The sequence below is a fragment of the Sulfurospirillum multivorans DSM 12446 genome (assembly GCF_000568815.1).
Classification (GTDB): Bacteria; Campylobacterota; Campylobacteria; order Campylobacterales; family Sulfurospirillaceae; genus Sulfurospirillum; species Sulfurospirillum multivorans.
In genome coordinates, this window is sequence record NZ_CP007201.1 from 486,064 (window position 1) to 512,336 (window position 26,273).

The window sequence follows — 26,273 nt, forward strand, 5'->3', positions numbered from 1 at the left end:
TGCTTACATGTAAAGATGCTTTAGGCATGAGTGTTTTTCTCTGCAACCATCTCATCAAGGGTTTTAAAGAGCACTTTACTCTCTTTTTCCACCTCTTTAAAGGAGTGCACAATCTGCTCTTTCTCCTCCAAAAGGTTTGAAGAGGTGGAATGAATCAGTTTTGCCACTTCGAGCACATGGGTGTGGAAATTTTGGTGTGGCGCATAAAGCGCTTTGAAGCTTTGCGTATCGCCAAAAATCTTCGCCCCATCGTGATGGTACCACTCACCCAAGCTACAGGTTTCATGGTTTTGGAACGATGCGTCTTTGTCATTGACATACACAGCACTGTAGGCGTTGGACTTAAAGATTGCGTGGTTCATCTTCGCTAAGGTGATAAAAATCGTCTGCTGAATGGTATTGATGTTCGTGGCGGTTGTGTTGGAATGATCAATCAGGCTGTCAAACGTCGTACTGAGGTTATCCAGCGTTTTGGTAGAAGCATCGGCATTTTCTTTCATCGCATCGGCATTGGTCTCAAGCCCTGCGGTCTCTTGTTGCAGCATCTTAATCGACACAGCGATCTCCGCGGTTGCTTTTTGGGTGGTTTCGGCTAGTTTTCGCACTTCATCAGCGACCACGGCAAAACCACGTCCGTGTTCACCTGCGCGCGCCGCTTCAATGGCGGCATTGAGCGCAAGCAGATTGGTTTTATCGGCGATGTCATTGATCATATCGACCACATTGCTGATATCGCGCGTTCGCTGTGCCAGAACGCCAATACTCTGCTCATTTTGGTTGACAAATTCGACCAAGGAGGTGATCTTGGTGATGGTGTCACGTAGATTTTGGTAGCTTCCTTTGGTCTCATCCGCGTAAATCTCGCCATCGTGTGCAATATCTTTGAGACGCTCCACAATGATGGTCAGATTAGACTGAACGGTTGAGAAGTCATTTGAGCCACTGCTGATTTGCGCCAGTTCAGCATTGAGCGTGTTGCGTGCGATAAATTCGTGCGTTTGCTGCATCGCATGCACCGATTGATTGACCATGTTGGTCTGCTCTTTAAACTCGCCGTGCATTCCTTTTTGGAGAATTTTACGGCTAAAATCCTCTTTGGACGCCGCTAAAATGGTCGATTTAATCTCTTTGGTAACGAGCTCAAAATTATCCAAAAGAGAGTTCATATTGGAGCAGAGCAGTTTAAGTTCTCCGCCATCTTGAACATTTACAATGCGTCCGTGTAGATTACCGTGCTCGCTCTCTTTGACAATGTTTGCAAGTGCATGAATGGTTTTTTGTACCTTTCGGATATTGATAAACATAAACCAGCCCAGTGCAAAATTGCTAAGGTTGAGGATTTGAATCCAGTGCAGGCCATTAAAGGTGACTTCCAAGCAAAAGGCAATAAAAAAAATGACCAGTGAAATGAGGTTGGCATCTTGGATTTTTGCAAGAGACGATCTATTCATACGAGAGGATGAAGGCATCATAGCTGACCTTTAGTTGAGATAGCGTATTTTCTAAGACGGTATTGGAGGCAGATATGCCACCTTGTCTTTCGGCGTTGAGCATTTTTTGGTAAAGAGGGATAATGACATCAAGCCCTTTTTGACTGGGCGCACGACGCACGGAGTGGTAGCCAATCAGCTGATTGGTGTTCGTGTCAATAATGGGTGTAATGTAGGCATGTACCCAGTAATATTGATTGTTTTTCGTGCGATTTTTCACATACGCAAAAACCTCTTTGCCCGCTTGAACACGCTCCCACAGAAGTTTGAAAATCGCTTTGGGCATATCGGGATGGCGTAAGACGTTGTGGGCAGCTCCGATGAGTTCGCTCTCTTTAAAACCAGAAATCTCGATGAAAAGATCATTGGCATAGGTAATTCTGCCCTTAAGATCGGTTTTAGAGACAATAAAAAGATTTTCATCAAAACAGAGCTCATCGCCTTTTTGAGTAATGGACATGACGGTTACTCCTTTTAAAATTGTTAAGTATTAAGTATAACGAAAAAAACAATCACTTTGTCACACATCCTTATGCAAGAAACATTCCTAATCACGATTCATTACTTTTCGTAGCGTAATTAATTAAATAGCGTTCTTTCAGAACTCTTGACACGTTTTTAAAGCAAAGCTTTAAAAACTACGTTAACACTGAGTACACTTGGGCAGAGTGCCCACGCACCTTTGGTGCTTTTATTTATCGGTTTTAAAGGTAAAAATAGCGCCTTGACTTTGGGCGGTTTGGTTCAGGATAACATTGGCTTGCCAGATCATGTTGCCAACCACGCAGGTGGGAAGCATACCCTCTCCTTCATAGACGCCTTGGGCGGTTTGGTTAAGTTTAATCGTATGGAGTCCCATGTTCATATTGGTCGCAAAAAGTTTGATCTCAAGGGATGGCAGATCAACCGTGGAGGTGACCTTAAACTTTAGGGGTTTCATCAGCGGAATCTCTTTGGGTATTATCTCTAAAGAGAGCATGGAGCCATCTTTCAGTGTCACGTCACAAGCGCTTACATGTAAATCACACGTGTCACTGCTCTGCACAAAATGGGTATCGCCCACCCACCATTGATACACATCGTGCGAGTCAATCAACACATACGCCCCAATGCCAACAACCGCGATTATTTCGATGATAAGCCACTTAAAAAATCGAGACGAGAACATAAAGTCTCCTTCTAAAAAAAGTGTATGGAGTTTAACATCACTTGGGTAAATTTTTAGTAAATTGGATGCGACAGCTCCTTTAAAGTTGACGCTCGCTAGAATTGGAATACTTCATCCAAACGAGGATAGCAATTTTATGGCGCATATTACGGTTGATGGCACGGTATTAGAGGTTAAAGAGGGTGCTTTATTGATTGAAGAGCTGCTCGTTCACAAGATTAACATTCCCCATTTTTGTTACCACCCAGCCCTTGGAAAAGATGGCAATTGTCGTATGTGTATGGTCGAAATCGAAGGGCAAAAACGCCCCCAAATCGCCTGTGATACGCCTATCATTGAGGGCATGATCGTCCGCACGAAAGGTGCTAACATTGACCGCGTTAAACGCTCCATTTTAGAACTTGAACTCATCAATCACCCCATCGACTGTCCTATCTGCGATCAAGCAGGCGAGTGCTCGCTCCAAAACTATTATATGGACGTGGGGCTCTATGAGAGTCGCTTAAGTACTCCTAAAGTCAGAGGCGAAAAGCATGTGGATTTGGGGGCAAACGTTGTGCTCGATCAAGAGCGTTGCGTGCTCTGTACGCGCTGTGTGCGCTTTACCAAAAACATTACCAAGACCAATGAATTAGGCGTCCTCTCCCGTGCCGATCATTCGGTTATCAGCACGTTTCCTGGTTCCAAACTCACCAATCCGTATGCGATGAATGTGGTCGATCTTTGCCCTGTGGGCGCACTCACCAGCAAAGATTTTCGCTTTCAACAACGGGTCTGGTTTTTAAACACCAAAGAGGCGATCTGCGATCATTGCGGCAGAGGCTGTTCCATTTTTGTCGATCACCACAAAGAGAAGTACAAAGATGAGATGATTTACCGTTACCGTCCACGCCTCAATGAGACAATTAATGGCTATTTTATCTGCGATGCGGGAAGGCTTAGCTACACCAAAGAGAATGAAAACCAAGCGTTTCATGCCCTCATTCGTGGCAAAATGAGCGAATACGAATACGCCGAGGGAAAACTCCTGCGTCTTTTAAAGCGCCACTTGGGTAAAACGCTGTTTCTGCTCTCTTCAAACCTCTCTTTAGAAGAGATGGTGCGGGTGCAAAAGCTCTCAAAGCTCTATGAAATAGCATTAAATGCTTATGAGCCTGAGCGATACGATGCTACGTTTGGCGATGATTTTTTAAAATGCAATGATCGCTCTGCTAACGCCAGAGCACTACCACTTTTAGGGATTGATACAACCAAAGAGGGTTTGGAAAATGCTCTTGAAAAAGCAGAACTGGTCGTGCTTATCGGACGCAGTGATGCCAAAATCATTAAAGAGATGCGCTATACGCGCAATACCGTGATTCTCTGTTCCAGCTGTGAGGTTACATGTAAAGAGGTGGAACTCGTTCTTCCCATCGCTTCACACACCAGACGCGATGGCAGTTTTATCAATGTGGACGGCTACATTCAGTACAGCGCCTGTGCCATCCAAAGCGAGCACGGACACAAAACACTGTTAACACTTTTGGCCGCCATTTTAGGCGATACGATCTTTACATGTAAAGAGGTTTGGGACGCCGAACTCTTCTTTTACGAGGTACTAAAAGGCATTACATTTGCCTCTCTTAAAACCACACCAAAGATCGCGCTATGAGCACTCTTAGCGTTTTTGTTGTCATCCTCAACGTCATTTTAGCGCTCCTTTTTTCGCTTGGATTGGCACCCATTTTGGTCTGGGTGGAACGTCGTGTGGCGGGACTCATTCAAGATCGTTTAGGCCCTAATCGCTGTCACATCAACGGTATTCGACTCGGTGGACTGGTTCAATCCTTAGCTGATATGCTCAAACTGGTCTTCAAAGAGGATTTTCAAGCCAAAGCGATTCAAGAGAATTTTTTCTTCTCCTTAGCGCCTGTGATCGTCTTTGTCTCTGCCTTTCTAAGCTTTATGGTGATGCCCTTTGCCGATGATCTGATCATCAACGGCGAGCGTTTCATCATGCAGGGTTTGCCGACGGATCTGGGCATTCTTTGGTTTTTAGCGCTGGCAGGGTTGAGCGTTTATGGAATCATGCTTGGCGGTTGGGCGAGTCGGAGCAAATACTCCCTTTTGGGCGCGATGCGAGCGGGTGCGCAAGTCATCAGCTACGAAGCAGCGATGGGACTTTCGGTGGTTTCACTGCTCATTACCTATGGCTCCATTCATTTGGGCGACATTGTGGCATATCAAGGTGAACTTCTTTTGGGCTTTATTCCTGCGTGGGGCATTGTGGTGCAACCTCTTGCCGCGCTTATCTTTATCGTGACCGCGTTTGCAGAAGCCAACCGTACACCGTTTGATTTAGCGGAGGGCGAGAGCGAAATCGTCGGAGGCTACCACACCGAATACAGCGCGATGCGTTTTGGACTCTTTTTCGTGGGCGAATATGTCGCGATGAGTGCCTCAAGTGCGTTGATTGTAACCCTCTTTTTGGGCGGCTATCATCTGCCCTACCTCAATACCCAAACGCTTCAAACCACGATGCCTTATGTGTTAGGCTTTATCATACTAGCCCTTCCATTGGGCAGTTTTTATGCGATGCGTTGGATCAAAAAACATAACCGTTGGTATCTCAAAAGTGATGTACGAAACACGGAAAGTGCGGTGTTGCAAAAAGGGTTGATTGGGTTCAATGTGCTGGTCATTGCAGGACTTGGAGCACTGCTTTATCTAGGGCTTACGCCAACGTCTACGAATGTCGTGACGGCGGTTATTCAGATCTCAACCTTTGCGGTCAAACTGCTGTTTATGAACTTTGTGTTTGTTTGGGTGCGCTGGACTTTGCCTCGTTTTCGTTACGATCAGTTGCAAACCCTTGGATGGAAAGTGCTGATGCCTTTGGCGATTGCCAACATTGTTGTTAGCGCGATTATCATTGTGGTAAAGGAGCTGTAGATGGGCATTAAAGTCGTTAAACGCCATGGCAATACCCTCAAAGAGAAGCTCTACATTCCTGCCATTTTTGGCGGTATGAAAACCACGCTTTCGCATTTCATCACCAATCTAAGCGATAAGCCGCATATTCCCACTATTCTTTACCCCGAAGAGCAACCGCACGACATCAGTGAGCGCTACCGCGGCGTGCATCGTCTGACCAAACGCGACGATGGGAGTGTGCGTTGTGTGGCGTGTTTTATGTGCGCGACGGCGTGTCCTGCGGAGTGTATATTCATCGAAGCAGAAGAACGCACAGATGGGGTTGATGAGAAGATGCCCAAACGCTTTGATATTGACCTTTTAGAGTGCGTCTTTTGCGGCGCGTGTGTTGAGGCGTGTCCGTGTGACGCGATTCGCATGGACAGTGGCATTTTTAGTTTTATCGGTAAAAAACGCGAAGATTTTGTGCTCACGAAAGAGCAACTTTTAGCCAATGAGGAGAAAAAGCAATGATGGATATTCTCTTTTTACTGCTCGGCTCCTTTGCCATTTTAGGCGCTATTGGCATGGTTGGTTTTCATCAACCCGTGCACAGTGCGCTGAGTCTTATTTTGACGATTCTCGCCTTGGCGGGGCTGTTTGCGCTTTTGAGTGCTTCATTTTTATTTATGGTGCAAATCATCATTTATGCGGGTGCAATTTTAACGCTTTTCATTTTTATCATTATGTTTTTAAACGTCAAAGAGGCGAATTTGCCCAAAGAGCCTAATAAAAATATCACGCTCTTTTTAGGCTCCATTGCGCTGTTGCCGTTCAATTTTTTGATTCTCCGTGCTTTTTCCAAAATGCCTTTACATGTAAATCCCGTTGACAGTGATTTTGGGAAGATCAAACCCCTTGGCATGGAGCTTTTCACGCAGTGGCTCTTGCCGTTTGAACTCATCTCTATTTTACTCCTTGTGGCACTCATCGGTGCCGTTGTTTTGGGTCGAAAGGACGAAGCATGATCGCCAATACCCTTTTTGGTTACATCGTTGTTGCCATGATACTTTTTTCCATTGGTCTTTTAGGGGTCATTAGTCGTAAAAATATCTTTGTGATTTATATGTCGATTGAGCTGATGCTCAACGCTGTAAACCTGATGTTTGTCGCTTTAAGTAACTACCATCACGATATGGGCGGACATGTGATGGCGATGCTGATCATTGCGATTGCCGCCGCGGAAGCAGGTGTGTTTTTATCGCTGATTATCGTGCTCTATCGTCGTAAAAAATCACTCGATTCTGACCTCTTTAGAACCCTCTCCCAAAAGGAGGCTGTATGAGCGCTCTTTTAGCAGGAATTGTCCTATCGCCATTGCTCTCTTCCGTGTTGATCGGACTTTTGTACATGCTGAGCATCACCAAAATGCCTCTGGCTAAAAAATGGTTTACCCTCCCTGCACTTTTTGCGCCATTTTTGAGTTTTGTTTTTGGGCTCATTGCTTTTTTAGAGGTTGCTAAAACGGGTGTTGCATTGCATTTTGAGCCCTATTTATGGCTCGGTGTGGGCGAATACAAAATCTATATGGGCTTCTTGGGCGATAAACTCTCTTTATTTATGGTGCTTTTTATCACCTTTGTGGGCTGGTTGATCCACCTTTACGCGACTGCGTATATGAGCGACGACAAAGGGTATGGCAAGTTTTTCTTCTACTTCAACCTCTTTTTAAGTTCGATGCTTCTGCTCGTCCTTGCCGATGGGCCTTTGATTATGTTTATTGGTTGGGAAGGGGTAGGGCTTTGCTCGTATTTGCTCATTAGCTTTTACTTCCAAGATAACTCCAACGTTGTCGCTGGCAATAAAGCGTTTATCGTCAACCGTGTCGGCGATCTTGGCTTTTTGGTGGGACTTGCGATTCTCTTTTTTCACAGTGGATCAGCAGGGTTTAGTTACGAAACGATCGCCCTTCACATCTCTTCCATGCCCTCTTCGTTACTCCAAATTGTAGGCATCGCGCTCTTTATCGGTGCGATGGGAAAATCGGCTCAGATTCCACTCTACGTCTGGTTACCCGATGCCATGGCAGGCCCTACGCCTGTTTCAGCGTTGATTCACGCCGCAACGATGGTCACAGCGGGCGTTTACATGGTCGCGCGCTTCTCCTTTTTGTATGAGCTTATTCCAAATATTGGACTTTTCATTGCCTACATTGGCGCGTTTAGTGCGCTTTTTGCCGCTGTGATTGCGACCAAACAGAGCGATATTAAAAAGATTTTAGCCTATTCAACGATGTCGCAGTTAGGCTATATGTTTATCGCCGTTGGTTTGGGCGCGTATAGCAGTGCACTGTTTCACGTCTTTACCCACGCCTTTTTCAAAGCACTGCTTTTTATGGGAGCGGGTGCGGTGATTATCGCGTTGCACCATGAACAAAATATCTTCAAGATGGGCAAAATGCGTCGTGTCACGCCTGTGGTTTACATCACGATGCTGATGGCAACCTTAGCGATTAGCGGGATTCCTCCTTTTGCAGGATTTTTCAGTAAAGATGAGATTTTACTCGTCGCGTTTGCGAGTGGCGAATACGTCATTTGGGGCATTGCCGTGTGCAGTGCTGTTTTGACCGCGTACTATATGTTCCGACTCTTTTTTGTCGTTTTTGAGGGTAAAAATGCTTTACATGTAAACCATCCGCACGATGTCTCGTGGGTGATGAAAGCCCCTCTTGTCGTGCTCGCCTTTGGCTCTCTTTTGGCTGGATTTATGGGGTTACCTTCGCTGTTAGGCGGGAGCCATCTGATTGGTTCATGGTTGGGTGAATGGGGCATGAGAATCTTACATGTAAGCCATGAAACCGAATGGCTTTTACTGGGTCTCAATGTCACCGTTTCGCTTATAGGTATTGGCATCGCGTATCAAAAATTTTATGGGTACGATCTTTCTCGCCACAAAGAAGCCAAAGGAATTGTCTACAATAAGTTTTATGTGGACGAGATTTACGACGTTTTATTTGTACGCTCCATTCGAAAGCTCAGCGAATTCATCGCGGTGGGATTAGATGTCAACATTGTCGATCGCGTCATTATGGGGCTGAGCCATGGTTTTATCAAACTAGGGCATGTGGTGGCACTCGTGCAAAATGCCAATGTCCGCTTTTACGCGCTTATTATGATGCTCGGCATCAGCGTGGCGTCATGCTATTTGATTTGGGCGGTGGATTAATGAATATCGGCATACTTTCAATCATCATTTTTCTACCCATGGTTGTGGCACTTTTTCTGATGGTAGCACCCTTTTCTTCGCGCATCACGCGCAATGCCGCTTTTGGCGTGTCACTTACCATCTTTGCGTTAGCACTCTACATTTACACCCATTTTGAGCTGACAGGCACGCTTCAATTTAAAGAAGTGTATCCGTGGATCAAGAGTTATGGCATCTCATACAGCCTTGGCATTGATGGTTTTTCACTGATCATTTTGATGCTGATCGCCACGCTGATCCCGAGTGCCTATCTGCTTTTGTGGAACAATGCGCGCTCTAAAAGCTACTGGATCAGCATGCTCTTTATCCAATCAGGCATCAGCGGTACGCTCTTTTCGCTCGATCTGTTTTTATTCTACTTTTTTTGGGAAGCGATGTTACTGCCGGTGTTTATGATCATTGGTCTGTTTGGCTCAGGCAATCGCGTCTTCTCAACGCTGAAAATCACGATTTACACCATTATGGGTTCGCTCTTTATGTTTGTGAGCATTCTCTATTTGGGCGTGACACACTACTATGAATTTGGTGTCTGGAGTTTTGCACTTTCGGATTTAGTCAATATCACGACCATTGCGCGTGAGCAAAAAATACTCCTCTTTTTTGGGTTTATGCTCGCTTTTGCGATTAAAATTCCTCTCTTTCCGTTTCACTCATGGTTGCTTCAAACCTACTCCAACTCACCCACAGGCGGTGTTTTCTTGCTCTCGTCCATCATGGCAAAACTCGGTGTCTACGCATTGGTTCGTTTTATGATTCCGCTGTTTCCAGACCTCTTTGTGGAGTTCTCGATTTATTTTGTTGCCCTTGGTATTTTTGGATTGGTCTATTTTGGTATCGCTGCGATTTGTCAAATGAACATCAAAAAGATGTTTGCCTATTCGTCCGCTTCGCACTTAGGGTTCATCACCGCAGGCGTTTTTGCGCTTAATGTGCAAGGCATGATGGGAAGTGCCTTTTTGATCGTCGCACACGCCATCGCTACGGGTGGACTTTTCCTACTGGTCGGCGTGATGGAGCGACACTTAGGCATTCGCTCACTTTCAGGACTGGGAGGCATTGCGACCAAAGCGCCGTGGTTTACCCTTTTTTTTGCCATTATGCTCTTTTGTACCGTGGGCATTCCGGGAACGAACGGTTTTGTGGCAGAGCTATTGATCGTCTTGGGCATTTTTCATTACAACCCTTACCTTGGCGTGCTCTCCGCCCTTACGGTTTTAGTCGCGGCAAGTTACATGTTTTGGGTCTTTCAAAAAGCGGTTTTGGTCAAAAGTGACAACGATGTCTCGAACATGAAAGACTTAACATTGTATGAGATTTTAGGTTTGCTTCCTTTAGCGGTGCTGATCATCGCGATGGGTATTTACCCCGATCTTTTCTTGTATAAAATCGAGCCGACCTTGCAGCACTATCTCATCGATATTTTACATGTAGGAGTGAAGTGATGCTTGTAAACGACCTTGGTTATCTTTTACCGCTCATCATTGTTGCAGGCGGGGCGGTTGTTTTGATGCTTCTCTCCCCCGTTGAGCGTTTTTCGATGGAGCGTTTTTCACTCTTTACCTTTTTGATTTTACTGGGAGCTTTGGGTGCCGATCTGTTCTACTTTGGGGAGCTTTTCACCGCTTTTCCGATGCAAGAGCTTTTTTCTAAGATGCTCATTGTTGACAGCTATTCGGTCTATTTTGACGCATTGATTTTGAGTGGTGCATTGGTGACTTCTCTCATTGGAACGCACTATTTTCAAACGAAACGTCACTTTAAAAAAGAGGTTTTTTCACTGTTTCTCTTCTCTGTTTTTGGCATGATGTTACTAGTACATGCCAATGAGCTTTTAACCGCGTTTATCGCGCTTGAGATCGCTTCACTTTCCCTTTATGTAATGATCGGGTTTCAAAAAATTCACGACAAACGGGTGGAAGCAAGCTACCAATACTTAGTGCTTGGCTCCATTTCAGGGGCATTTTTCCTCTTAGGTTCTGCGATGATGTATGCAGGGCTTGGTACGACGATTTTGGGCGATATTGGAAAAGCGCTTGATGTACAGATGGGCAAAGATGTTTCGCTCATAATCATCGGTGCGACGTTTATCTTGGTGACGTTCTTGTTTAAAATCTCCGCGTTTCCGTTTCAAAACTGGACGATTGACGTGTACGATGGCTCGCCTCTGCCCGTAACGGCGTTTATGGCGGCAACCTTTAAAGTGGCGATTTTTGGCTTTGTGCTTCGTTTGATGCTCATCGATCTTGACCCGATTCGCGACATTTGGGACACGCTTTTTGTTGTCGTGATTTTAGCGACCCTGCTGTATGGAACGTTCTTGGCGATCATCCAAGAGAGTCTTAAGCGCATGCTTGCCGCTTCGAGCATCGTTCACACGGGCTATCTGCTCATCGCTTTCGTCTCTATCGGTTACGCAGGGGAGAGTGCATCTTCCTCCATCATCTTCTACCTCGTCGCCTATTTTCTCTCCGCGATGGGTGCGTTTGGACTCATCTCGTACATCGCCGCCGATGAGCATGTTCGTGTCACGTACGAGGATTTTCGTGGCTTTGCACATGTGCATCCTTATATGGCAGCGATGCTAAGTGTTTTTATGCTCTCGCTTGCTGGCATTCCAAGCACCATCGGCTTTGTCGGTAAATTTTACATCTTCACGGGTGCGATTGAAGCAGGCTACACCTTTCTAGCCGTGTGTGGCATCATCGCCACGTTTATCTCGATCTATTACTACTTCAAACTCATCGCACTCATGTACTTTTACCCCGCGTGCGAGAAAGAAGGTGCCATGATCCCCACACTGAGTGGCATTACACCCATTACGATTGGTGTGATTGCGATAGCGGTTATTTGGGGAGGAATTGGTAATACCTTTATCGCTTATTTCCCAGGAGTCGATTTCTTGATTGATACCGCAAGACTTTCGTATATGTCGTTGTTTATTAAGTAACGTTTACATGTAAAGACTTCTTGTTAATAGATTACTATATTAAAAAGAATAAGGAGAATAAATGACCAGAGAAGAATGCGGAAATGCTCCCCTATTGCTCCAAAATTTTATATCAATTAGAAATCAAATTAAATGTCAAAAAGATTGCAATGAATTTTCATTCAACTTTCATCAATTAGCGCAAGATGCCGATGAGTCAACTATTGCAAGAATTTATTTTTTAATGAGTGATTTATGCTCAATGATGTTACATCCACAAAGCAAAAACGAACCATTTTCTCCACACATTATTCTTGCAGATGGTCGTCGTTCAGCAATACTTGATGATTTTACTTCAGAGGAATTAGACTTTTTTGAACTCATCCTCCCCGAATGTAAAACATACCAAATCAAAGCTCGCATAGCTGATGTCTTATGGACATTAAAACGAGGCAAAGTTATTGATTTTGCAAAAATTGCTATTGAAAACTATCAAAAATATCCACTCTCGCACGATACAATTCATTATGCAGGGAAAGCATGGCAACGAGCAATATTATTAGCTTTAACCATTAATCAACCTACTGAAAACCTTACCAATCATATTTTAGAGCATATTAAAATAACTTCAAATGAAGACAATTTTTATTTAATGCGTCTTGTCGAAATTTTGGATATTGCCAAATTAGCAAAAGAAGAAATTGAAGTTATCACGACGCAACTCGAAATAATTGCCCAACAGTACAAAGAACAAAGATTCTATTATCAAAGTACACAATATTACCAATATGCCTTAAAATGGGCTAGAAAATTAAAAAATCAAGAATTATGCCACAAGCTACTCTATGAAACGGGTTTTTCTTTTTATCAAAATGCACTTGCCCAACCGTATGAATTTCAAAGTACAGCACATTATGAGAATGCGTTGCAAACACTCAGACAAATTCCCCAAAAACACCGTGATACCAATAATATTCATGCTCTTATCGCTGAGATTGAGAAAAAAATTCCTGAATCAAATCAAATCACTTTAGAATATATGCAAAGAGTTAAAACTCAAATAGACACTAAAGAAATGGTCGAATACAGTGAAAAAGCGGTATCAAATCAACCTAAATTTAAAACACTATTCATTTTTGCTAACTTAATTGATATACCAACAAAAGAATATTTTAAAGAGCAAGCTCAAGCACATATCCAACAATTTCCATTACAACATTTATCCGGGGGTGTGCATATAAATCATGATGGAAGAACCATTGCCAAAACACCTTCCATTGATTTAAAAGAGAGCACGACAGCTGATTTTGATACACTCTTCCCTACAATGGTACAAAACTATAAAAATTACATTGAACTTACTGCTCAAGCGTATGTCATTCCTGCACTTTTTCAACTACTTCTTGAACATCGCATTACCAAAGAAGATTTATATCTTATCTGTACAAACTCTACATTGGTTCCCAACGAGAGAGTCGTTGCATGGGTTGAAGGACTATGGCATGGTTTTGAACTTAATTTTTTAGTTTCTATTCAACTTTTAGTTCCTCAAGTTGAACACTTTGTTCGATTAGAATTAAAAGGTAGAGGCGTTAAAACAACAACGATCGATAAAGAAGGAATTGAAACAGAGTTAGGCTTATCTAAACTTTTAGAGAAAGAGGAAATACATCTGGTTTTGAGTGAAAATCTACTTTTTGAAATGCAAGTGTTGCTAGCAAAACCACTCGGTTACAATTTTAGAAATAACTTAGCACATGGGTTATCCGAAGTAGGCGAAATGAACTCATACCCAGCTGCATATGTGTGGTGGCTGTGTTTAAAATTGGTCATCAATAACAATAGTTTTGATTTTAAATAAGAAGATTAGAGCATTTTAAAAAGAGCATTCAATAGCTTTACATGTAAAGCTATTGAATCAATGTCTCAAACTCTTCCCGAAACTTCTGAATGTAACTCTGCGCGATAAATGCCACCGATGGCGCAAAAACGCAGATGGTTTTGCCGTTAAGCATATCGCACGCATCAAGGATGGTTTTAAAGTCTTCCTGTGTGCCTTTGCCAGCTATGATTTTGGCTAAAACACGATCAACCCAGCCTGTGCCTTCTCGACACGGAGTGCATTGACCGCAGGATTCGTGGTGGTAAAACTCGAAGAGGTTTTTCATCACTTCAGGGATGCTCACATCTTCATCCATCACGATGATACCGCCTGTTCCAAGGGCGGAGCCATGCGCTTTGAGACTTTCGTAATCCAGCGTTATACCTTCGATCTCATCGGCTCTAAGTATCTGTACGGACGAACCACCGGGAATGACGGCTTTGAGTTTTTTGCCACCTTTAATGCCACCGCACAGCGTGTAGATCACCTCTTTCATACTCGTGCCATACGGCAGTTCGTAGATACCGGGTCGTTCCACCTGACCGCTGATGCCAAAAAGCATGGTTCCAGGAGATTCTGCTGTGCCATAAGCGCGGTACGCTGCGAAGCCTTCGTTGATGATGTACGGCACACTGGCGATGGTTTCAACGTTGTTAACAACGGTTGGATTGCCAAAAAACCATTCAGGCTCTTTGCCTTTGGGTTTCAGTCTTGGGTGTCCGCGTTTGCCCTCAAGAGATTCTAAAAGTGCCGTTTTTTCGCCACAGATGTAGGCACCTGCTCCTTTGTGAACCGTTACATGTAAAGCGTAATCGTGCCCTAAAATGCTTTCCCCCAAGATGCCAGCCGCATAGGCTTCATCAATGGCATTTTGCAAGCGATTGATCCAAAAAACATATTCACCACGAACGTAGACATACGCGTGATGTGCACCGATGGCGTAAGAGGAGTCAATAATTCCTTCAAGGAGCAGGTGCGGATCAAACTCTAAAATCTGGCGATCTTTAAAGGTTCCAGGTTCGCCCTCATCGGCGTTAATCACCAAATAAACAGGTTTGTCACTGTTTTTGGGGATAAGTCGCCACTTCTCGCCCGTTGCTGCACCTCCGCCACCTTTGCCGCGAAGTCCGCTTTTTTCAACTTCACACGTCACATCATCAGGGCTCATGCTAAAGAGTTTGTTCAAAGAGGCATACCGACCATGGTTTCGCGCCACCTCTAAGGTATGCGCATTGGGAATATCAAAATTTTTACTGACCAGTTTCACCATCATTTTGAAAGTTCCTCCAAAAGCGCGTCGAGTTTTTCAAGGGTAAGATTTTCGATGTAATCATCATTGAGTCGCATACAAGGCGCTGTGCCACACGAGCCTAAACACTCGACCAACGAGAGGGTAAATTTGCCATCAGGTGTGGTTTCTCCTGCTTTAATGCCAAGGCGGTTTTGAAGATGCTCTTGCAAGGTTTTAGAACCTGCCAGCATACAGGAGAGTGTTTTGCACAGCTGAATATGGTGCGTTCCAATGGGTTGAAGCAGAAACATCGAGTAAAACGAAGCGACAGAGTAGACATCCATCGCCGAACATCCCAATTTTTTCGCCACAAATTGCATCGCATCGAGACTGATCCACCCCTCTTGGTACTGAACCATCCATAACGAAGGGAGCATCAAGGAACTTTTATCGGGGTAGCGCTCTAACAGAGCACTGAATTTTTCCTCATTGTCTTGATTGAATAAAAAAGTGCTCATCGATCTAACTCCCCTGCGATGATATTAAGACTGCCTAAGGTCAAAACCGCGTCTGCGATCATGCTGCCTTCAATGATGCGTGGATACGCCGCCATCGCGTAAAAACACGGAGGTCTGACTTTGACTTTGTAGGGTGTGCCACTGCCATCGCTGACGATAAAAAAGCCAAGCTCTCCGTTCGCACCCTCAATAGCTCGGTAATACTCAGAAGCAGGCACTTTCACCCCCTCGTAGACGAGTTTAAATTGATTCATTAAGCCTTCAATGTTGTTATAGACCTCTTTTTTAGGTGGCAGGGAGATCGCGTGATCTTGCACGCAAATAGGCCCTTCTGGTAAGCGTTGCATCGCTTGGTTAATGATGCGTGTGCTCTGTTTGATCTCTTCAAAACGTACCATCATACGATCGTACACATCGCCAACACTGCCTAAAGCGATGTCAAAGTCAAACGTCTCGTAGTGATAATAAGGTGCTGTGACACGAAGGTCGTAAGGAACGCCACACGCACGTAAATTAGGCCCTGTGAGTCCTCGGTTGATCGCATCTTCTTTGGAAATAATGCCCACATTTTGCGTGCGGTCGTGAAAAATACGGTTGTGCTCAATGAGTTTAAGCGCATCACTGACCCCTTCTTTGATCTCTTTAAGACACACCTTAAGATCATGCTCAAAGCCATCGTACAAATCGTAACTCATACCGCCAATACGCATGTACGAGTTCGTTAGACGCGCACCTGTGAGTTTGGAGAGAAGGTCGTACACTTTTTCGCGGGGGTTGTAAAGGTACCAGTAATTGGTCAGCGCTCCCATATCCACCAAAATCGCCGCTAAACAGACGAGATGGTCGATGATGCGTGAGAGTTCGCCGATGATAACACGAATAAACTTCGCGCGCTCAGGCAGATCAACGCCTAAAATTCCCTCAACGGCGTGTGCATAAGCGATGTTATTTAAAATCGCAGAGCAGTAATTCAGCCGATCGGTGTAAGGAATAATTTGGTTATAGGTATGGTTTTCGCACGACTTTTCAAAGCCTCGGTGTAAGTAACCTATCTCACTGACTGCCGAGGTGATATTTTCACCATCAAGGGCGACAAACGTGCGAATCGTACCGTGACTTGCGGGGTGCGCGGGGCCAAGGTTGAGAAACATCAGATCTTCATGCGAAGTGTAGCCTTTAGATTTCAGACGCGGTGTCATCTCGTCCATCAAGGTATCGCTTTGGTGGCAGAGTTGCCCCTGCGTGATCGGATAATCTTTGCGTAAAGGGTGTCCCACAAACTCTTTGTGATTTAAAATGCGTTTGAGGTTGGGGTGGTTTTTAAAGTGAATGCCGTACTGATCCCAAATCTCCCGCTCCGCCCAGTTGGCACTTTTAAACAGCGGCGTCACGCTTTGCGTCGCAAGGGAGCTGTCGATGTAGGTTTTGATCGTAATAAGGTTTTGAAAATTCTGATCGCGCAAAAGATAGACAACGGCAAAACGCTCGGGTTGGCTCTTTACATGTAAATAATCAATGGCGGTGATATCGACCAAAAAAGTGTATTTATCTTCTTCTAATAGGGTCTGTAGCGCTTTGAAAATAAGCGCTTTATCTAAAATAAATGCGCCATAAGTATCCACAGTGTAAGCGGTTTTGAACTGTTCTTTAAAGGATTTAGACATCGAGCACTCCTTTAAAAACACGTTTGGCACGATCGTCTAAAAGGCTCTGTGTTGCTTGAATCTTTTGAACCTCCAAAAGAGCATCCAAAAAGGCTTCAGGACGCGGTGGACAGCCTGCGACATACACATCCACAGGAATGATGCTATCAATGCCTTGAAGGGTTGTGTAGTTGTCGTAAAAACCACCGCTACAGGCACAAGCACCTGCGCTGATGACCCACTTGGGCTCACTCATTTGATCGTAAATTTTCTTTAAAATCGGCGCTTGCTTGTAGCTGACGGTTCCTGCAATGATGAGCAGATCAGCTTGGCGAGGGGAAAAACGAACGACTTCGGCGCCGAAGCGGGAGATGTCGTATTTGCTGCTCGCCACGCTCATAAATTCGATGGCACAACAGGCGGTTCCAAAAACATACGGCCACATGGAGGATTCTCTTGCCCATGAAATGGCACTGTCCAGTTTGGTGGTAATGAGGCTTTCGCCAAAGATTGCTTCTGCGCCTACTGCCATGAGAGTGCCTTAATACGGTAGATGTAAATAAGTCCTAGCAGAAGCAGTCCGATGAAGGTAAACATCTCAAAAAGCCCAAAAAGAGAGAGTTCACGCACGTTGACTGCCCAAGGAAACATGAAGACGATCTCCACATCAAAGAGAACAAATAAAATCGCCACCAGATAAAACTTGGCGCTAAAGCGACTTTCGCTGTTTCCGATGGGAGAACTAATCCCACTTTCATACACACTGTTTTTGGCTTTATTGCCACTGTTAGAAGGGCCTAGTTTTCGACTGAGTAAAAAAAGTGTGGGAAGAAGGATGACCAGTAGAGCGACGATTGAAGAAGCTAAAATAAGTTCTAATGACATGGGCGCATCTTTCGTTGAAGTTCGATAAATTCATGATAGCCAAAGATTTTTAAAATGTACGTAAAAAAAGAAAATCAATTGTGATTCGTCAAAAGAGGAGCTCTTAAGTGATTTTTTTATAGAATAGCCCCAAAAATTGTCTTAGACCAAAGTACTGCTTCTCGCAGTGAACGTCTATGTAAAGAGGGGTTGTATGCGCTATCTGTTCTTTTTGTCTCTGTGTGCTCTTGCCTTATATGCGGCAACGGCTGAGGATATTTATAAAATCTACAAAACGAAAGGTATCAACGCTGTTGAGGACTTCCTCAAAAAAGAGTTTGAATCCAAAGAGGTGAAGGCTCCGATTAAAGAGGTTAAAAAAGAGAAAGAAGTGATTCTTGAACCTGCGGTGAAACTAGGTCACAATCGGTTTGTTAAATCAAAAACACCGAGCGAAAAAGAGAGTGTATCACGCGATTATTGGCTCAAACACCTTAAAGGGATTGATGTCAGTTATGGTTACTATGAAGATGTCGAGTCGCTTGTTGTCTGCGAAAAAGAGAAAAAACGGTGTGAAGTCTATCACGTCGAAACCGATGGTTTGAAACTGGTGCGTGGGCATGATGATGTAATTATGGGTAAAAGTGGGGATAAGCTCAAACGTGGCGATCTTAAAACGCCTGTAGGGGTTTATGAGATCACCAGACGCTTTAAGCCAACCGATCAATTTTACGGACCTTTAGCCTTTGTGCTTTCGTACCCCAATCTTTTCGATACGTTACGCAATAAAAGTGGCGATGGTATCTGGATTCACGGTATGCCCATTGATGGAAAAGATCGCGATGATCGTACCAAAGGGTGTGTTGCCTTTGAAAACAATCAACTTATAACACTCGACACCGAAATCAACGCGCAAAGTGCCGTTGTGATTATTGGAGAGTCAAAAGTGCCTAAAATGACGCGCGAACAAATTGCCACCATTTTAAGCGAAGTGTACAAATGGCAACGTGCTTGGAAAGTCAGTGACGTCAATACATATTTGAACTTTTACTCGAATGACTTTAAAAAATCTGATGGATCGGGTAAAGTGCAATTTTCCAATATGAAAAAACAAATTTTTTCACGTAAAGAGAAAAAAACGATTCTTTTTGAGCATATGAGTATTTCGCCGTATCCAACATTGGATGACCGTAAACTGTTTAAAATCTCATTTTACCAAACCTATAAAAGTCCCTCATTTGCTTCTAAGGGCGAAAAAGAGCTTTACATAGAGCTTATCGGTGATAAAATGCAGGTTTTGGCAGAGAAATAAGGATAGAAGATGAATCCAAACGAAATAGAGATCGATCAAGAGCTTGCTAAACTCATTGACGCTCGAGATGCTTTTATGGCGTATATTGACACACAGGTTCCAAAAGACAGCAAAGGGATCGCGTTTGATTTTTCAAGCGCCCCAATGCTCGATGCAAAAACGGTGTATGAACATTTTTACAAACTCGATTACCAAGCCCGTAAAATCAGGGGTTTTGTAATCCGTAATCTTGGGGTGAAAGCGTAGAGACATGGCATTTATTACGATTAATAAAGCACACTTTTTTCATAATCTTGATCTTTTGTGTGCCAAAGCTGGGGGCAAAACAAAGCTCATGGCGGTTTTAAAAGATAACGCGTATGGGCATGATCTGAGGACAATGGCAGAACTAGCCGCTGAGTACGGTCTGCTTCGCGCAGCGGTTAAAAACATCGAAGAAGCAGAATCGATCGCTGATCTGTTTGAAGAGGTTTTGGTGTTAGTCGATCATCCTACATGTAAAACACTTTCTCCTTCCATTTCATTTGCAACACACTCTTATGAAGCGCTTCAAGCACTTCCTGAAGGTGCTTCGATTCATCTCAGTCTTGATTCGGGGATGCACCGCAATGGCATTAAGGAAGAGGACATTGAAGCGGCGATGGCATTGATACATGCTAAAAAATTGCGCTTAAAAGGGGTCTTTACTCATTTTAGAAGTGCGGATGAGCTGAACAGTGAACTTTTCTGGCAACGCGCCAATTTTGAGCGCGCGAAACTCAAAATCAAAGCGATTGCACAAGCGTATGGAATGCCATCCATTGCCTTTCACTCGTGCAACTCCGCAGCGCTCTTGCGTGTAAGCTCGATTGGGAGCGATGATTATGCCCGTTCAGGCATCGCGATGTATGGCTACACCACGCTTCCTTCTTCCATCGCTTCGTTTGATCTCAAACCAGTTCTTGCACTCTGGGCAGAAAAACTGAGTTCTCGCATCTTGAAACAAGGAGAACGCGTTGGATACGGTGGGGTTTATGAAGCCAAAGAGGACGAACTGATCTCTACCTATGACATTGGCTATGGGGATGGGTTTTTTCGTTTTGATGGCTTTACGCCTGTTCCAATGGCAGATGGCAGTCTCACCAAAGGGCGCATGTCTATGGACAGTTTTTGCCTTGGAGGCGATGCCAAAAAGGTGTGCATGTTTGAGGATGCAAACCCTTTGGCGAAGCAGTTTAACACAATCAGTTATGAGATCATCACGAAGCTCTATCCTGCGTTAAAGCGAGTTATTATTTAACGGATGCTACGCACCTTTTTTTCTCTCATTGTTGAAGATACCGTTACGCAAACGGCGTAACATTAATGATTTAACTCTGTGGTTTGAAGTTTTACCTCGATGGCATTGCCCTCTTTGGCTGAGGCTGCAACAAGGGCACTCTCGGCTCTGGCTTTAAAGCTACCGATGGTGTCTTTGGGCGAAATCGAGGTGATGCCATAACTGCAACTGATTTTGCCTACTCTGGCAAATTTGGTCTCATCTAAAATCGCTTGAAGTTTTTTAGCCACGCGTTGACCTGCGCGAAAATCAACATCAGGCAGGAGCAGGGCGAATTGGTCATTGCTCCACTTTCCAAAAATATCCACTTCACGTGTATGTTTAATCACTAACTGTATAAAATCTTTTTTAAGGGTTGTCACCACTTCTGCTGGAAAAACTTTGGTGAGGTTTTTGAGCATCGTAATGTCGATCAGAACCAGCGTTAATTGGGTGTGGTAGCGTTTATGACGTTTGTACTCTTGATCGATGTGCTCTTGCACTTTAGAGAAGTTAATGATATTGAGCACCTTGTCAAAATGACTCGTTGTATCGCTGGAGTATTGCGAATTGAGGTTTTGCAAGAGCTCTTTTTTCGCAGCGATGGAGAGTGCAAATGTCAGCATCTGCGTGCATTTTTCGATCATATCTGTCTGTTCTTCAAGAAATTTTGCATTACTGCTAGCAAGAACAAGATTGCCTAAAGCGGTTTCACTGCGAGGCTCTTTTAACGCAAAGCTAAAAAGCGTGACCGGTCTGTTCTCTACCTTAACGCTCTCTTTGGATGTCATGCGCTTTTCCAAAAAACAGTTAATGGCAAACGTCTCAACAGCACTTCTTGAGGGGTTTGTACGAAACGGTAAAATCTCTTTTGAGCGAAATGTGGCTTTGATAAACTCATTTTCATTGTAAAGGCTTAGACTCTCTTTGTTGTAGATAAACAGCAGACTTGATTCAAGATGCAGGCTCTCTTCAAGCATTTCAAGCGCTTTGATCACATTAATCCGAGTCGAGAGTGAGGAGAAGAGAATGTCTGAAATACGCTGCAACTCTGCAAATTCATTGGGAGGTATGGGCGCATTTTTATCCATACGCTGTTTGAAAAAAAGCGGTGTTAGGGTGAGCGTAAAGAGAAGTCCTGCGGTTAAGAGTTTAATGAAAATAAGAGTGTGCGGCGTTTGGAGTAAAATCTCATCGATCAACGAAGAGCCATAAAGCGATACACTGGTATACGCATCAAGAAACCAATAGAGTAATGTGATAAGAGAAGCAAGGATAAAATAGTGTTGTTTGCTCATATACCTCTCGTTAAAGTGATGTAATACCAGTTTCAAATAAGATGCCATCGATGGCATGAGACGCTGTAAATTCGATCTCATTCTCATCACTGCTTAAAAGTAACACTTTGCCATCAAAAAGGTAATCATCGGCAATTTTTTGCGCGTGAAGGGCTAAGCTTTTATCGACGACAAAGTAAGAAGCACCTAACGCATTGGCAAAAATGAGCTCTTTAATATGCCTTACATGTAAAGCAAACGTAACCTTTTGTTCGACACAATAGGCCGATAATGCAGGCTCAAACTCAAACAGAACCACGGCATTAGAAGGTGTTTTGGCAATCTCTTCAACAGAGGCAACTTTGTAAAAAGGCTCGCTGGAAATAAGTTCATGACCGATCAGTATCATTAGGGCAACCTTGCACACTCTTTCGAGCAGTAAAAAAGTCCATCTTTGATGATGGCCTCTTTGTGGCTGATAAAGGTTGAACACGCATGGCACTCGACCATTGTTTCACCTTCTAGAACTTTTTTAGAGGCACTTTTTTGAATATCGTCTTTACGGCTATTTTTGAAAAAAAAGATATAAATCAGAAAGATGACACCGGCAAACAACGCAATTTTAATTAACATTAACATCCTTCATAACAAGATAATAGCGTTTATCACGCTGGTAAACCTGACAATTTTTTAGCCCTTGAATCTCTTCATCGACCAATTCGCCTTTGTAAAACAGAAGCGTCGTCTTTGGATCAATAAAGTTTTGACACAATTTTACCAACATTTTAGTGTTCGTAACCGCGCGTGAGCTAATCAGATCGACCTGAAAAGGCGTGACTTTTTCAACTCTGTTGGTCGATACATCGACATTTTTGAGTTCCAGTGTAGTTTTGGCTAAATGCAAGAACGCACTTTTCTTCGCAATCGGCTCAAACAGCGTAAAATGAACGTGTGGCAGAGCAAGGGCGAGTAAAAGACCGGGAAATCCAGCCCCCGTGCCTATGTCAATCGCACGTTTTAATTCATTTACATGTAAATACTGCAAAGGGTAAATGCTATCGTCCACATTTCTCAGCACCACCTCTTTGCTCTTCGCCCCAGAGATATTGTGGGTTTGGTTGTACTGAAGCAGAAGGGTCGAAAACAGATCCACATCCTGCCAAAATGTATCGGGAAGCACGTATGCAGCCATTGCCTAAAACCTTGTGTATTATTTCGTCTCTTTATGGTAGCAAAATAGCGATTAATGAGCGATTAATCTCTGAAAGCAGGAGCGTTAAACGGTAAAACTAATTGTTTCTATTTAGCATTCATTTAGTAAGAAGCAGTAGAATGAATCGTATCTAAATTTTAAATAAAGGAGTTTTTTATGGCTATTACTTTACCGGCACTTCCTTACGAAGCTAACGCACTAGAACCTCACATCTCAGCCAATACCCTTGGATTTCATCATGGAAAGCATCATCAAACTTATGTTACCAATCTGAACAATCTTATCCAAGGCACTGAACTTGCCGAGGAGAGTCTTGAAAAGATCATTTTAGCGGTTGCCAATAAACCTGAAAAAATGGGTATTTTTAACAATGCTGCTCAAGTTTGGAACCATACGTTTTACTGGAACTGTATGAAAAAAGGCGGCGGTGGCGCTCCAAGTGGCGCGATTGCGACTAAAATCACCGAAGATTTTGGAAGTTTTGACACGTTTGTCGAAGCGTTTAAAAGCGCAGGACTCACACAATTTGGTAGCGGTTGGGCATGGCTTGTACTTGAAGGTGGAAAACTGAAAATCACCAAAACTGCCAATGCTGACACACCTCTCGCACACGATCAAAAAGCGATTTTAACCGTCGATGTTTGGGAGCATGCGTATTATCTGGATTATCAAAACAAACGTGCTGATTATTTGGATGTTTTCTTGAAAAGTCTTGTCAATTGGGATTTTGCTAACGCAAATTTAAAAGCATAAGACGTTTTTTTTCTGTTTACATGTAAAGTGTTTTGGCTTTACATGTAAACGCTTTTTTACACTTGTTCACTTCCACAATAAGGGCATTTTTTAGCCGCCACAGGGATAGCCATAGCGCACTCTGGACATGTTTTAGTGATGGTTTCAGGTGCTTTTTTCGGAGCGATTTTTGAATACCCTTTGATCATCATAAACATGACAAAGCCTAAGATGACAAACGAGGTGAAGTCATTGAAAAAGACACCCAGTTTAATGGCAGGAGCTCCCGCTTTTTCCAAATCCGCCAAAGAAGCATACACTTTGCCATCCAACGCAATGAAAAGCGATGAAAAATCCACATTGCCCAGCAGCAGACCAATGGGAGGCATAATCACGTTGGAGACAAGCGATTTGACAATGGTCGCAAATGCCGCACCAAAGATAAATCCAACCGCCATATCGACCACATTACCTTTGAGTAAAAAATCACGAAATTCTTTGAACATGGGACTCCTTTAAAATAGATGTTTGACGAAGTATTTGGGAGATTCAACAAAGCCGTGGCGTTCGTAAAAACGGTGCGCATCTTTGCGTCTTTCATGGCAATGCACTTCGATGCGATCACACCCTTTCTCTTTGGCAATTTGACTTGCCAACGCTTCTAGTTCCGCCCCAATCTTGAGTGAGCGTGCCTTTTCATCCACGACAAAATAACTGATGCGCAAGAAGGAGCCTAAAAGTGCGATTTGAGGAATGACATGTAAAGACAGAAGTGCAACAACCTTGCCCTCAGATTCGTAGCAAAACAACAGTGCATCGGGGTTTTTGAGAAGCTCTTGGATACGCACGTGCATAAAAGCGTGGGTGTCTGCGTATCCTAGTTGTGCAAGAAGTGAGACAATGGCTTGGGCATCATCCACCGTAGCTTCGCGTATCATTGTGACTCCTAAAGAAGATGTCCCATTTGCTCTTTTTTTGTTTTCAAATACCCTGCATTAAATTTATTGGAAGGGATAATGACAGGGATTCGCTCGACAATGTCAATGTTTTTCAAACTCTCAATTTTTTTAGGATTGTTGGTTAAAAGCTTAATTTTGGTGATCTTAAAATAGTCCAAAATAAACTCAACCATCTCATAGGTGCGCTCATCATCTAAGAAGCCGAGTTGGTGGTTTGCTTCGATGGTGTTAAACCCTTTATCTTGCAGCGCGTACGCATTGACTTTGTTTAGAAGCCCAATGTTTCTGCCTTCCTGACGTAAATAAATGACCATTCCACCATTTTTTTCGATCGTGCTCAGTGCAAATTCGAGCTGATCGCGGCAGTCACATTTGAGACTTCCTATGCTATCTCCGGTTAAACATTCACTGTGAACGCGCACCAACGGAATCTCTCCTAAAGGCTCTTTAAAAATGACTAAATGCTCTTTAATACCCTCTTTAAACGATTGGATTTTGAACGTCCCAAAACGTGATGGGAGGTTCGCAATCTCGGAAATTTCTATTTTCATTTTCTTTTATATCCAGTTATGCTAAAATCACTACTTTTTATAACGAGTGGGTAATTTTAACCAAGATAAGGCAAAAGAATGTTTAAAAGATTTAGAAGACTAAGGATGAACGCAACGCTTCGCTCTCTTGTTCGCGAAACAACACTGAGTATGGACGATTTTATTTATCCGTTATTTGCTAAAAGCGGCGAAGGGTTTAAAAAAGAGATCGGCTCGATGCCAGGTGTTTTTCAGATGAGCATTGATGAGATTATAAAAGAGTGTGGAAGCTTGCAAGACCTTGGCATTAACTCGATTATTTTATTTGGAATTCCCGAAGTGAAAGACAGTGTGGGAAGCGACGCGCTGTGTGAGCATGGCATCATCGCTAGTACGATCAAAGCGGTTAAAAAAGCCTACCCAAACATGTTTGTCGTGACCGATCTTTGCTTTTGTGAATTTACCGACCACGGACATTGCGGTATCTTAGACATCGAACATGAGAGCGTTGACAACGACGCAACACTCGAAATCTTAGCCAAACAAGCCCTCGTTCATGCGCACGCAGGTGCAGACATGATCGCTCCAAGTGGTATGATGGATGGTATGATCGAAGCGTTACGTGAAGCGCTGGATAGTGAAGGGTTTATCAACCTTCCGATCATGAGTTACTCGACTAAATTTGCCAGTGCATATTATGGACCATTCCGCGATGTAGCGGAGTCTGCTCCTTCTTTTGGTGATCGTAAAACCTACCAAATGGACCCTGCAAATAGAAGAGAAGCGATCGCCGAATCCGTGGAAGATGAGATGCAAGGGGCGGACATTTTGATGGTTAAACCAGCTCTTGCGTACCTAGACATCATCCGTGATGTACGCAATGCAACATCGACTCCCTTGTGTATTTACAACGTGAGTGGCGAGTACGCGATGCTTAAAGCAGCTGGGCGTGCAGGCGTGATTGATTATGAGCGTGTGATGATGGAGACGATGATCGCGTTTAAACGTGCTGGGGCTGATATGATCATCAGTTACCACGCGAAAGAAGTAGCTGAAGTTTTAAGGAGAAAATAGG

Annotated in this window: 29 protein-coding genes; 14 read left to right on the forward strand and 15 right to left on the reverse strand. The window is 43.7% G+C overall.

The annotated features are described in order from the left end of the window. Window positions 1-20 precede the first annotated feature (20 nt). From SMUL_RS02530 to SMUL_RS02540, 3 genes are all read right to left on the reverse strand, one after another. Complete coding sequence (locus SMUL_RS02530) at window positions 21-1,472, reverse strand: methyl-accepting chemotaxis protein (protein WP_025343690.1); 1,452 nt, start codon at window positions 1,470-1,472, stop codon at window positions 21-23. Beyond that, window positions 1,444-1,950: a PAS domain-containing protein gene (locus SMUL_RS02535; RefSeq protein ID WP_025343691.1), complete on the reverse strand. Its 507-nt coding sequence runs from the start codon at window positions 1,948-1,950 to the stop codon at window positions 1,444-1,446. Before SMUL_RS02535 ends, SMUL_RS02530 begins: the two co-directional genes overlap by 29 nt. A gap of 231 nt (window positions 1,951-2,181) precedes the next feature. Further along, window positions 2,182-2,658, reverse strand: a complete 477-nt coding sequence (locus SMUL_RS02540; RefSeq protein WP_025343692.1) for a hypothetical protein — start codon at window positions 2,656-2,658, stop codon at window positions 2,182-2,184. A 136-nt stretch (window positions 2,659-2,794) separates the two neighbouring features. Here SMUL_RS02540 and SMUL_RS02545 point away from each other — a divergent pair, with 136 nt between their 5' ends. From SMUL_RS02545 to SMUL_RS02585, 9 genes are all read left to right on the forward strand, one after another. After that, window positions 2,795-4,309 (forward strand): 2Fe-2S iron-sulfur cluster-binding protein, encoded by a 1,515-nt coding sequence (locus SMUL_RS02545; RefSeq protein ID WP_025343693.1) that lies wholly within the window; start codon window positions 2,795-2,797, stop codon window positions 4,307-4,309. Next, on the forward strand, window positions 4,306-5,589 hold the full coding sequence (locus SMUL_RS02550) for a complex I subunit 1/NuoH family protein (protein WP_025343694.1): 1,284 nt from the start codon (window positions 4,306-4,308) through the stop codon (window positions 5,587-5,589). Before SMUL_RS02545 ends, SMUL_RS02550 begins: the two co-directional genes overlap by 4 nt. Further along, window positions 5,590-6,084, forward strand: coding sequence for a NuoI/complex I 23 kDa subunit family protein (locus SMUL_RS02555; RefSeq protein WP_025343695.1), 495 nt, complete (start codon window positions 5,590-5,592; stop codon window positions 6,082-6,084). Beyond that, entirely contained in the window at window positions 6,081-6,578 is a 498-nt protein-coding gene (locus tag SMUL_RS02560) for an NADH-quinone oxidoreductase subunit J family protein (RefSeq protein WP_025343696.1), read from the forward strand. The genes SMUL_RS02555 and SMUL_RS02560 overlap by 4 nt, the downstream gene beginning before the upstream one ends. Next, a complete protein-coding gene (gene nuoK / locus SMUL_RS02565) occupies window positions 6,575-6,895 on the forward strand; it encodes an NADH-quinone oxidoreductase subunit NuoK (RefSeq protein ID WP_025343697.1) in 321 nt (106 codons plus the stop codon). Before SMUL_RS02560 ends, nuoK begins: the two co-directional genes overlap by 4 nt. Beyond that, complete coding sequence (gene nuoL / locus SMUL_RS02570) at window positions 6,892-8,775, forward strand: NADH-quinone oxidoreductase subunit L (RefSeq protein WP_025343698.1); 1,884 nt, start codon at window positions 6,892-6,894, stop codon at window positions 8,773-8,775. The genes nuoK and nuoL overlap by 4 nt, the downstream gene beginning before the upstream one ends. After that, window positions 8,748-10,256 (forward strand): complex I subunit 4 family protein, encoded by a 1,509-nt coding sequence (locus SMUL_RS02575; protein WP_223809754.1) that lies wholly within the window; start codon window positions 8,748-8,750, stop codon window positions 10,254-10,256. Before nuoL ends, SMUL_RS02575 begins: the two co-directional genes overlap by 28 nt. Then, window positions 10,256-11,761, forward strand: coding sequence for an NADH-quinone oxidoreductase subunit N (locus SMUL_RS02580; RefSeq protein ID WP_025343700.1), 1,506 nt, complete (start codon window positions 10,256-10,258; stop codon window positions 11,759-11,761). The genes SMUL_RS02575 and SMUL_RS02580 overlap by 1 nt, the downstream gene beginning before the upstream one ends. Window positions 11,762-11,822: 61 nt before the next feature. Continuing rightward, window positions 11,823-13,601, forward strand: a complete 1,779-nt coding sequence (locus SMUL_RS02585) for a DUF4209 domain-containing protein (RefSeq protein ID WP_025343701.1) — start codon at window positions 11,823-11,825, stop codon at window positions 13,599-13,601. Between the two features lie 49 nt (window positions 13,602-13,650). Here the strand turns inward: SMUL_RS02585 and nuoF are convergent, their stop codons facing one another. Genes nuoF through SMUL_RS02610 form a run of 5 tightly spaced genes read right to left on the reverse strand, consistent with a single transcriptional unit; the run spans window position 13,651 to window position 17,899 of the window. Continuing rightward, complete coding sequence (gene nuoF / locus SMUL_RS02590; protein WP_025343702.1) at window positions 13,651-14,895, reverse strand: NADH-quinone oxidoreductase subunit NuoF; 1,245 nt, start codon at window positions 14,893-14,895, stop codon at window positions 13,651-13,653. Next, window positions 14,892-15,371, reverse strand: coding sequence for an NADH-quinone oxidoreductase subunit NuoE (nuoE, locus tag SMUL_RS02595; protein ID WP_025343703.1), 480 nt, complete (start codon window positions 15,369-15,371; stop codon window positions 14,892-14,894). The genes nuoF and nuoE overlap by 4 nt, the downstream gene beginning before the upstream one ends. Beyond that, window positions 15,368-17,035 carry an NADH dehydrogenase (quinone) subunit D gene (nuoD, locus tag SMUL_RS02600; protein ID WP_025343704.1) on the reverse strand — a complete coding sequence of 556 codons (1,668 nt, stop codon included), beginning with the start codon at window positions 17,033-17,035 and terminating at the stop codon, window positions 15,368-15,370. The genes nuoE and nuoD overlap by 4 nt, the downstream gene beginning before the upstream one ends. After that, window positions 17,028-17,546 (reverse strand): NADH-quinone oxidoreductase subunit B, encoded by a 519-nt coding sequence (locus SMUL_RS02605; protein WP_025343705.1) that lies wholly within the window; start codon window positions 17,544-17,546, stop codon window positions 17,028-17,030. The genes nuoD and SMUL_RS02605 overlap by 8 nt, the downstream gene beginning before the upstream one ends. Then, window positions 17,537-17,899 carry an NADH-quinone oxidoreductase subunit A gene (locus SMUL_RS02610; RefSeq protein WP_025343706.1) on the reverse strand — a complete coding sequence of 121 codons (363 nt, stop codon included), beginning with the start codon at window positions 17,897-17,899 and terminating at the stop codon, window positions 17,537-17,539. The genes SMUL_RS02605 and SMUL_RS02610 overlap by 10 nt, the downstream gene beginning before the upstream one ends. Window positions 17,900-18,092: 193 nt before the next feature. Here SMUL_RS02610 and SMUL_RS02615 point away from each other — a divergent pair, with 193 nt between their 5' ends. From SMUL_RS02615 to SMUL_RS02625, 3 genes are read left to right on the forward strand one after another with little or no spacing between them, the layout of a single operon-like run. After that, the gene (locus tag SMUL_RS02615) at window positions 18,093-19,190 is read left to right on the forward strand and encodes a L,D-transpeptidase family protein (RefSeq protein ID WP_025343707.1); all 1,098 of its coding nucleotides are present in this window, start codon (window positions 18,093-18,095) and stop codon (window positions 19,188-19,190) included. 9 nt (window positions 19,191-19,199) lie between these two features. Further along, on the forward strand, window positions 19,200-19,436 hold the full coding sequence (locus SMUL_RS02620) for a hypothetical protein (RefSeq protein WP_025343708.1): 237 nt from the start codon (window positions 19,200-19,202) through the stop codon (window positions 19,434-19,436). A 4-nt stretch (window positions 19,437-19,440) separates the two neighbouring features. Then, window positions 19,441-20,469: an alanine racemase gene (locus SMUL_RS02625; protein WP_025343709.1), complete on the forward strand. Its 1,029-nt coding sequence runs from the start codon at window positions 19,441-19,443 to the stop codon at window positions 20,467-20,469. A gap of 62 nt (window positions 20,470-20,531) precedes the next feature. On the opposite strand, the gene SMUL_RS02630 is transcribed toward SMUL_RS02625, so the two are convergent. Genes SMUL_RS02630 through rsmG form a run of 4 tightly spaced genes read right to left on the reverse strand, consistent with a single transcriptional unit; the run spans window position 20,532 to window position 22,956 of the window. After that, window positions 20,532-21,785, reverse strand: coding sequence for a GGDEF domain-containing protein (locus SMUL_RS02630; protein WP_025343710.1), 1,254 nt, complete (start codon window positions 21,783-21,785; stop codon window positions 20,532-20,534). Window positions 21,786-21,795: 10 nt separating this feature from the next. Further along, window positions 21,796-22,173, reverse strand: coding sequence for a hypothetical protein (locus tag SMUL_RS02635; RefSeq protein WP_025343711.1), 378 nt, complete (start codon window positions 22,171-22,173; stop codon window positions 21,796-21,798). After that, complete coding sequence (locus tag SMUL_RS02640; RefSeq protein WP_025343712.1) at window positions 22,173-22,397, reverse strand: PP0621 family protein; 225 nt, start codon at window positions 22,395-22,397, stop codon at window positions 22,173-22,175. The genes SMUL_RS02635 and SMUL_RS02640 overlap by 1 nt, the downstream gene beginning before the upstream one ends. Further along, window positions 22,387-22,956: a 16S rRNA (guanine(527)-N(7))-methyltransferase RsmG gene (gene rsmG, locus SMUL_RS02645; protein ID WP_025343713.1), complete on the reverse strand. Its 570-nt coding sequence runs from the start codon at window positions 22,954-22,956 to the stop codon at window positions 22,387-22,389. The genes SMUL_RS02640 and rsmG overlap by 11 nt, the downstream gene beginning before the upstream one ends. Window positions 22,957-23,133: 177 nt before the next feature. Here rsmG and SMUL_RS02650 point away from each other — a divergent pair, with 177 nt between their 5' ends. Further along, complete coding sequence (locus SMUL_RS02650; RefSeq protein WP_025343714.1) at window positions 23,134-23,730, forward strand: superoxide dismutase; 597 nt, start codon at window positions 23,134-23,136, stop codon at window positions 23,728-23,730. 56 nt (window positions 23,731-23,786) lie between these two features. On the opposite strand, the gene mscL is transcribed toward SMUL_RS02650, so the two are convergent. The 3 genes from mscL to ribA are packed head-to-tail and all read right to left on the reverse strand — an operon-like array spanning window position 23,787 to window position 25,219. Further along, entirely contained in the window at window positions 23,787-24,215 is a 429-nt protein-coding gene (mscL, locus tag SMUL_RS02655) for a large conductance mechanosensitive channel protein MscL (protein ID WP_025343715.1), read from the reverse strand. 9 nt (window positions 24,216-24,224) lie between these two features. Further along, entirely contained in the window at window positions 24,225-24,647 is a 423-nt protein-coding gene (locus tag SMUL_RS02660; RefSeq protein ID WP_025343716.1) for a GNAT family N-acetyltransferase, read from the reverse strand. Window positions 24,648-24,655: 8 nt separating this feature from the next. After that, window positions 24,656-25,219: a GTP cyclohydrolase II gene (gene ribA, locus SMUL_RS02665; RefSeq protein WP_025343717.1), complete on the reverse strand. Its 564-nt coding sequence runs from the start codon at window positions 25,217-25,219 to the stop codon at window positions 24,656-24,658. Window positions 25,220-25,297: 78 nt separating this feature from the next. Here ribA and hemB point away from each other — a divergent pair, with 78 nt between their 5' ends. Further along, on the forward strand, window positions 25,298-26,272 hold the full coding sequence (gene hemB / locus SMUL_RS02670; protein WP_025343718.1) for a porphobilinogen synthase: 975 nt from the start codon (window positions 25,298-25,300) through the stop codon (window positions 26,270-26,272). Window position 26,273 lies beyond the last annotated feature (1 nt).